Below are 7,670 nucleotides of genomic sequence, written 5' to 3'. Positions count from 1 at the left end.
TCGGTAAGTCGCTGAAGCTTTGATACCCGTCCTGGCGAAACCGCCGCGATGACGGGGCGATGTGATCCATGATTCTGCGCATGCAGACCACCAAGCTGACCACCAAGCTCGCCAAGCAGGAAGAGTCAGAGGACTATCTGGCCGTCATCAGCGGTGTGCGCAAACTGGTCAGTGCCGATCCCCACGTCATCAAGGACCCGTGGATCAAGGGCTGGATCGGCCGCCGCTGGCGTGACCTGTTCATGCAGGAGGCGGTCAATGACGCCAAGGCGGTGGACTACGCCTCCAAACCTTCGCTGCTCTCCGGGGTGCCGCTGCCCAAGCTGCTCAAGAAGAGCAACCCGCGCCAGGCGATCGCCGAGCGTTTCCTCAAGGACGCCCCGCTGAGCGAGACGCAGGCCGAGATGCCTCCGGCTCAACACGACCCGATCGAGAACACCACGCTGATCCTGTGCGGCGGCCTGCTCACCGGCCTGTTGCACCCGGGGGCGCACGCCTTCCCGGTGGAGGCCGACCGGCTGATGACCGAGCGGGGCTGGCGGCATATCCGCGCTGACGTGCACCCGATGCGGTCGTGCGAGGCCAACGAAGCCGACATCGAGGCGGCCTTCCACGGCGAGGGCCTGGACGCGCTGATGCAGCCGATCACCGAACCGGAACCGCCGAAGAAGGTCTTCCTGCTCGGCTACAGCAAGGGCACCCCGGACATCATGTCCTTCATCGTCAACCACCCCGAGTACCACGACCGGATCAAGGGTGTGTTCACCTGGGCCGGGGCGGCCGGCGGGTCCTACACCGCCGACGGGATCTACGGCCAGATCAAGGACCTGCCGACCGAGAAGTCCTACGAGTACCTCAGCGCACTGCTGTCGGTGATCAGCCCGGCGATGCTGAACAAGGTGGGGGTGCGCCGCCTGGATGAGTACGACGTCAAGGGCGCCATCAACGATCTGCGGACCGAGGTCCGGGAGGAGTTCAACCGCACGCACGCCTCCTACCTGGACGGTCTGGGCATCCCGCTGTTCGGGCTGACCGCCGCCACCACACCGCTGGAGGTGCCCAACTTCCAGTTCATGGACGCCGTCCGGCTCAGTTCGCACGACGCCAACAACGACATGCAACTGACCCAGAAGCAGTCGCTGGTCCCGGTTGGGATGAACACCCATCTGGCGATGGCTCACGCCCACCACTGGGATGTCGCCTATGCGCCCTTCCCGCTGGCCATGCGCGCGGTCTCGCCGAACCTGGAGCACTGGTGGCCGCGCTACGCCGCACTGGTGGCCAATTGGGAGTTGATGGCCGAGCTGGGTCTGATCGACTAGCGGGTCTGATCGACTAGCGGGGTCTGACCGACTAGCGGGGTCTGATCTGCTGGGCAGGCTCGCTCAGTCCGGCATCGGCAGGCATCGGCAGGCATCGGCAGGCGACCACCGCAAGGTCGGCGGCCACTTCCGACGGTGTCTTGGTCGGGGTCAGGATGTGGCTCAGGCACAGCCGGACAACGCTTTCCACCATCAGGCTGACGTCGGCCGAGTCCGCGTCGGGCCACTGACCGCGCACCCACTTCCCGAATACGTGGATCCCCGTATCGATCAGCGGCTCACCGCGCACGGTCAGCAGGGACAGCAGCGAGATATCCCCGCCGTTGGCCGGAGTGCGGGTCAGGATGGTTTCCAGCAGTGGGTTGTCCCGGGCGACGGAGACCATGTATTCGGCGGCCGCCGCCACCGCGGCGGCGAGGTCACCGCGATGGTTGTCCAGCCGGTTGGCCATACCTTCGAAGAACTCCGCGGTCTCCCGCATCACAAGCGCGTTGCCCAGATCGTCCTTGGTGCCGAACTCGGCGTGCAGGCTCTGCCGGCTGATGCCGATCGCCGTCGCGATGGCCCCCATCCGCACGGCCGCCCAACCGCGGTCGAGCACCACGTCGCGGGCCGCGTCGAGGGCGGTCTCCCTCAGCCGCGCCCGCCCGTAGGCGCGGGTTTCGGCGCGCAAATCCACGACAGACACGCAGCAGAGTCTACCGTTGCCGACACTTTGCGCTCTCATGTAGCCGACACTTGACAATTTCTTTTTTCTGTCAGACGCTGGGATGCACCCGTCAAGGAGGACGACCAATGGCCACCGCCACTGAAGCCCGCACCGCCCGCCCGTATGACCCCGCCGACATCTCGTCTGCGGAGTTCTGGGCGGGCACCGCCAAGGACCGCGAGAGGGTCTTCGCCGAACTGCGCGCCCACCGGCCGATCTCCTGGCATCGCCCGGTCAAGAACGGGATGTTCGAGGACCCCAACGACCAGGGTTTCTGGGCCGTCGTCCGGCACGCCGACCTGGTCGAGGTCACCCGCCGCCCGCAGGACTTCCTCTCCGGGAAGGGCATCACGTTCGAGTCCTTACCGCTGGAGGTGCTCGACGCCGCCCAGGGCTTCATCGCCATGGATCCGCCGCGGCACACCAAGATCCGCCGGCTACTGGCCGCCGCTTTCACCCCCAAGCAGCTGGCCCGCATCGACGATCACATCGTGGCCAATGCCCGTCGCATCGTCGACGACATCGCCGACAAGGGCGAGATAGACTTCGTCACCGACGTGGCCGCGCTGGTCCCCATGCACAACATCTGCGACATGGTCGGCATCCCCGAGGAGCACCGGCGCACCATCGCCTACGAGTCGCAGTTCGCCGACGGGTGGCGCGATCCCCGACTGCTGCAGGGCGCCGAACCCCTGGCGCGGGTATTCCAGACCGTGACGACCGTGCACGCGATCGCCCACGAACTCATCGCTGCCCGCCGCAGCAAACCCCAGGACGACCTGATGACCGCGATGGTGCAGGCCGAGGTGGACGGCGAGCGACTCTCCGACGACGAGATCTCGTCGATCTTCGCGCTGCTGATCATCGCCGGCAACGACACCACCCGGCAGTCGACCAGCCACGGACTCAAGGCACTCACCGACTTTCCCGATCAGCGGGCGTGGCTGATGGAGGATCTCGACGGCCGGATGCCGCTGGCGATCGAGGAGATCATCCGCTGGGCGACCCCGATCATGACCTTCCGGCGGACCGCCGCGCATGACACCGAACTGGGCGGTCATCAGATCACCGAGGGCGACAAGGTGATCATGTTCTATTCCTCGGCCAACATGGACACCGAGGTCTTCGACCACCCGGAACGGCTGGATCTGTCGCGCTCACCGAACAAGCACGTCGCTTTCGGCGGCGGCGGTATCCACCACTGTCTGGGGGCTCAACTGGCCCGCCGGCAGTTGTCGGCCACCTTCCGCGAGCTGCTGACCCGGCTGCCCGACATCCGCGTGGTCGGCGAGCCGGAGTTGGGCAACGGCAACTTCTTCCATACCGTGATGTCCATGACCGCCCAGTTCACCCCCGAGAAGTCGAAGGCCTAGCGCGATGAAGATCATCGTGGACCGCAACAAGTGTTCCTCGATCGGGTTGTGTGAGGCCACCGCATCCGACATCTTCGAGATCGGGCCGGACGGCGCGCTGCACATCCTCATCGACGAGGTTCCCGAGGATCGCCGCACCGACCTCGAGCAGGCCTGCGAGAACTGCCCCACCCAAGCGCTGAGCATCCAGGACTGACGCACTGTACGTTCACTGCCCATGTGCAGTGTCCGGCGCGACGACATTCACCAACACCTCGCCGAGCGACGCCGCCGACTGAACGAGTCGCGGGCCCTGAGCCCGCTCAAGGCAGTTCTGCTGCGCTTCAAGGAGATTGACGGCGCGAATCAGGGCGTGCTGGTGTCGGTGCAGCTGTTCACCGTCATCATCCCGCTGATGATCCTGGGCTTCAGCTACTTCAGGGGATTCGCCGAGAACGCCAGTCCCGGCACCCTCTGGATTCGGGAACTGGGCCTGTCCGGGGCGACCAGCGACACCGTGCGCGCAGCGTTCGGCGACACCGCGGCGCTGCGCTCGGTGTGGACGGTCGTCGGCGTCGCCGCCTTCCTGGTGTGGGGCATCCCGATGTCGATCATGGTGGCCAGCGTGTTCGCCAAGGCCTGGCGGCGCGAGCAATTCGGGACGGGCCAACGGCTGGCGCGCGGCGCACTGTGGTTCCTGCTCTACCTGACGATGCTGGTGCTGCGCGAGCGCATCGCCTACGGCACGGAGTACCACGGCGTGACCCAGCTACTGATGTTCGTCGTCGCACTGGTGCCGGTGTGGGCGTTCTGGTCCCTGACACCGCTGGTACTCGTCCGCGACGGCGGCCACGGCATGAAATACCTTGCGTTGGCAGGACTTGCCGGCGTGGTCATCGACGGGATCATCGTCCCGGTCATCGGGCGGATCATCTTCCCCGGAGTGATCGACGCCTGGGCCAGCTTCGGCCCAATCGGGGTCGCGATGGCCATCATGACCTGGTGCGGGATCCTCGGAACCGCGTGGGTGATCACCGCATGCGTCGGGGCGGTGCTGTGGGAACGCACCGCCCCGACGGACACGGTCATCGGGGCGCAGACGACCGAAGCCGTCGACGCCTGATCGCTACTGCCCCATGGCCTTTCGGCGATCTTCATCGCTGAAGCCGGCCCCGTCGTCAACGGGCCGCGCCGGTGGCATACTCCAATTGCACCGTTACACTTCGCACCCTCGGACGGCTCGTTCGACGGCGTTGTCCGTACTGTTGAGGGGTGGCTGACCTACCGCCCGGACCGCCCTTGCCGGCGGCCGTGCAGACCGCGCTGATGCTGCGCTGGTGGTCGGCCTGGGCGTTCGCTTGCCGGCGCCGCTACGGCGAGGTGTTCACGGTGCGTCTGGCCGGTTACGGGCCGGGTGTCTATCTGGCCAACCCCGAACACATCAAGACGGTGTTTGCCGGCGACCCGCGGACCTACCACGCCGGGGAGGCCAACTCGGTGCTGGCCGGGATACTCGGGCCGAGTTCGGTTCTGGTCATCGACGAGGATCTGCACCGTGACCGGCGCCGGCTGATGCTGGCGCCGTTCCACCGTGACGCGGTGGCCCGTCAGAGCGGGCTGATCGCCGAGATCGCCGCCGCCAACATCGCCGGCTGGCCCGTCGGGACCGAATTCGCCGTCGCGCCCAAGATGTCCGAGATCACCCTCGAAGTGATCCTGCGGACCGCGATCGGCGCCAGCGACCCCGACCGGCTGGCCGCCCTGCGCGCCCTGATGCCCCGACTGCTGAGCCTCGGGTACATCGATACCCTGGCCATCGCCCGCCCCCGACTGCAGCGCCGCTGGCCCTGGCGCGGCCTGGGCCGCCGCATCGCCGAAGCCGACGCTCTGCTCTACGCCGAGATCGCCGAACGCCGGGCCGACCCCAACCTCGCCGAGCGCACCGATGCGCTGGCCATGCTGGTCCGCGCCGCCGACGACGACGGCCGGCAGATGACCGACGCCGAACTGCGCGACCAGTTGATGACCCTGCTGCTGGCCGGGCACGACACCACCGCCACCGCACTGTCCTGGGCGCTGGAGCGGCTCACCCGCCACCCCGAGGTGCTGGCCCGGGCGGTCGCGGCCGCCGACGCCGGTGACGACGACTACCTCGAAGCCCTCGCCCGGGAGACGTTGCGGGTCCGCCCGGTGGTCTTCGATGTGGGACGGGTTCTCAAACAGCCGGTCGAGGTGGCCGGCTACCGCCTCCCCGCCGGGGTCACGGTGATCCCGGCAATCGGTCTGGTGCACGCCAGCACCACGGTGTACGCCGACGCCGAGCGGTTCCGTCCCGAGCGAATGCTCGCCAACAGTCAGTCTCCGACCACCTGGCTACCGTTCGGCGGCGGCAACCGGCGCTGCCTGGGCGCCAATCTCGCCTTGGCGGAAATGCGGCTGGTGCTGGGCGAAGTGCTGCGCCGCGTAACGCTGAAAATCACCGGCGCACCCGGTGAGCGGCCGCGGGTCAGCGGCGTGATCCAGCAGCCGCATCGGGGCGCCCGGATCACCGTAGCGCGTCACAGGAAGTGACAGCGTTAGAGAGCCAGACCCCCTGCCTCAAAGCCCCCTTTAGCCCCAAAAACCTCGTAACCTGATATTTACCTGAGTAGAAACGTGCATTTTGCTGAACATTAGGCTAACCTCGGCCTGAGCATTTCCTGAGGTTTCGGCTGAGCGAAATGCACGAAACTGCGCAGATCAAGCATTTCGCGGGTAGCGCGCACAACCGCGACAACCGGGACGCCCATCCCTACATTCAGTTGAAGTTGCAAGCAGTGCAGCACAACGAAGGAGTCGACATGGTCGCCATCGGCGCCATCAGGAGCTGGCAGCCCGGCCACGGGCCCGTCACTACATGGACGGCTTCGCCGGCCAGCCGTGCGGCGGCCGCCCGCGCCCCGCACGACCCGCTGCCGCCGACCTTCCAGCAAATGCAGCACCTGCTGACCGCCGACCGCGCCCGCACCCTCGGGCGTTCGGCCCCGCGCCTGATCATGGCGGCCTGGGACGTCGACGGGTGGTGCGACATCGCCGCGATGACCGAGGCGATCAACGCCCACCTTCGCCGGCACGACACCTATCGCAGCGCGTTCGATGTCGTCGCCGGGACGATCACCCGTCGCACTGTCGATGCGGACTGCATCGAGTTCGTCCCCGAAGCGCGGGGCTTCATGGACGAGGGCCAGATCCGCGCCCATGCGCTGAACTCGACCCCGGGCACCCTGGAGTGGGATTGCTTCACCTTCGGCGTCGTTCAGAAGTCCGACCACTTCACCGTGTTCGCCAACATCGACCACCTCCACACCGACGGCTCGTCGGCAGTCGAGGTCTATCGCGACATCCACCGGAGCTATCAGGCCCTGGCCGCCGGAGGCTCGGCCACGCTGCCGCAGACCAGCTCCTACCGGGATTACACGCGGCGCCAGCGGCTGAAGGTCGACGCCCTGACGCTGGAGTCCCGCCCGATCAAGGACTGGGTCGACTTCGCCCGCGACACCGACGGTGAGTGGCCCAGCTTCCCGCTGCCGCTGGGCGAAGCACCGGCCAACGCCGCCGGTGCGGCGATCTCTGTCGAGCTGCTCAACGCCGCCGAGACCGAGGCCTTCAACAATGCCTGCCGAGCCGCAGGCGCTCGGTTCAGTGGCGGGGTGATGGCGTGCGCGGCACTCGCCGACCATGAGTTCACCGGGTCGGAGACCTTTCACACCTTCACGCCGTCGGACAACCGGTCCGGCCCGGAGCAGTCCCAGTGCGCCGGCTGGTTCGCCAGCATCTTCCCGGTGTCGATGCCCATCGAGGGCGCCAGCTTCGCCCAGATTGCCCGGGCGGCGCAGAAGTCCTTCGACGCCAACAAGCATCTGTCCGCCGTTCCGTTCCGCCGGGTGCAGGAGCTCGCACCCCTGGAGGAACTCGGCGTGAGGCCGGCCAGCAAGCCGTCGATGATGGTCTCCCTGTTCGACTTCCGCAGCCTGGCAGACGCCCGGGCCAACCGTCTGGGCCTCTACATCGACGACCTCTCGCACGGCGATCTGAACATGTGGGTCACCCGCAACGCCCACCAGACCACCGTCATGGTGTGCTACCCCGACACCGCCGAGGCACGGCATTCGGTGCATCTGTACCTTCAGGTGCTGCGCCGGATATTCCTTGACGTCGCAAATAACACCAGGGCTTTTGCACATTCTGCTTAGCGGGCCCTAGGCTTCCCCGGTGACGGGCAGGCGGCGCATCGACGTCCGGCTGGCG

The 7,670-nt window shown here is 67.0% G+C and carries 7 protein-coding genes; 6 read left to right on the top strand and 1 reads right to left on the bottom strand.

The features are described from left to right. Nucleotides 1-80 precede the first annotated feature (80 nt). Nucleotides 81-1,322 (top strand): hypothetical protein, encoded by a 1,242-nt coding sequence (locus ADBZ5N_RS15935; RefSeq protein WP_526259059.1) that lies wholly within the window; start codon nucleotides 81-83, stop codon nucleotides 1,320-1,322. Nucleotides 1,323-1,353: 31 nt separating this feature from the next. On the opposite strand, the gene ADBZ5N_RS15930 is transcribed toward ADBZ5N_RS15935, so the two are convergent. After that, entirely contained in the window at nucleotides 1,354-2,010 is a 657-nt protein-coding gene (locus ADBZ5N_RS15930) for a TetR/AcrR family transcriptional regulator (RefSeq protein ID WP_526259057.1), read from the bottom strand. 107 nt (nucleotides 2,011-2,117) lie between these two features. On the opposite strand from ADBZ5N_RS15930, the gene ADBZ5N_RS15925 reads away from it, so the two are divergent. The 5 genes from ADBZ5N_RS15925 to ADBZ5N_RS15905 all read left to right on the top strand — a co-directional run bounded on the left by ADBZ5N_RS15925 (nucleotide 2,118) and on the right by ADBZ5N_RS15905 (nucleotide 7,615). Continuing rightward, nucleotides 2,118-3,404, top strand: a complete 1,287-nt coding sequence (locus ADBZ5N_RS15925; RefSeq protein ID WP_526259055.1) for a cytochrome P450 — start codon at nucleotides 2,118-2,120, stop codon at nucleotides 3,402-3,404. Between the two features lie 4 nt (nucleotides 3,405-3,408). Next, entirely contained in the window at nucleotides 3,409-3,600 is a 192-nt protein-coding gene (locus ADBZ5N_RS15920) for a ferredoxin (protein ID WP_526259053.1), read from the top strand. A gap of 21 nt (nucleotides 3,601-3,621) precedes the next feature. Continuing rightward, nucleotides 3,622-4,506: a hypothetical protein gene (locus ADBZ5N_RS15915; protein ID WP_526259051.1), complete on the top strand. Its 885-nt coding sequence runs from the start codon at nucleotides 3,622-3,624 to the stop codon at nucleotides 4,504-4,506. A 203-nt stretch (nucleotides 4,507-4,709) separates the two neighbouring features. Then, complete coding sequence (locus tag ADBZ5N_RS15910; RefSeq protein WP_526259061.1) at nucleotides 4,710-5,954, top strand: cytochrome P450; 1,245 nt, start codon at nucleotides 4,710-4,712, stop codon at nucleotides 5,952-5,954. Between the two features lie 149 nt (nucleotides 5,955-6,103). Next, entirely contained in the window at nucleotides 6,104-7,615 is a 1,512-nt protein-coding gene (locus ADBZ5N_RS15905; protein WP_526259049.1) for a condensation domain-containing protein, read from the top strand. Nucleotides 7,616-7,670 lie beyond the last annotated feature (55 nt).

The sequence above is a fragment of the Mycobacterium sp. genome, from assembly GCF_044370595.1.
GTDB lineage: Bacteria > Actinomycetota > Actinomycetes > Mycobacteriales > Mycobacteriaceae > Mycobacterium.
Note: the sequence above shows the minus strand (reverse complement) of the source record. Positions and strands in the feature narration are given on the sequence as shown.

Bases quoted from the DNA above. Each gene is read 5' to 3' on its own strand.
- ADBZ5N_RS15935 (WP_526259059.1), top strand. From the start codon at position 81: ATGCAGACCACCAAGCTGACCACCAAGCTCGCCAAGCAGGAAGAGTCA.
- ADBZ5N_RS15925 (WP_526259055.1), top strand. From the start codon at position 2,118: ATGGCCACCGCCACTGAAGCCCGCACCGCCCGCCCGTATGACCCCGCC.
- ADBZ5N_RS15920 (WP_526259053.1), top strand. From the start codon at position 3,409: ATGAAGATCATCGTGGACCGCAACAAGTGTTCCTCGATCGGGTTGTGT.
- ADBZ5N_RS15915 (WP_526259051.1), top strand. From the start codon at position 3,622: ATGTGCAGTGTCCGGCGCGACGACATTCACCAACACCTCGCCGAGCGA.
- ADBZ5N_RS15910 (WP_526259061.1), top strand. From the start codon at position 4,710: ATGCTGCGCTGGTGGTCGGCCTGGGCGTTCGCTTGCCGGCGCCGCTAC.
- ADBZ5N_RS15905 (WP_526259049.1), top strand. From the start codon at position 6,104: ATGCACGAAACTGCGCAGATCAAGCATTTCGCGGGTAGCGCGCACAAC.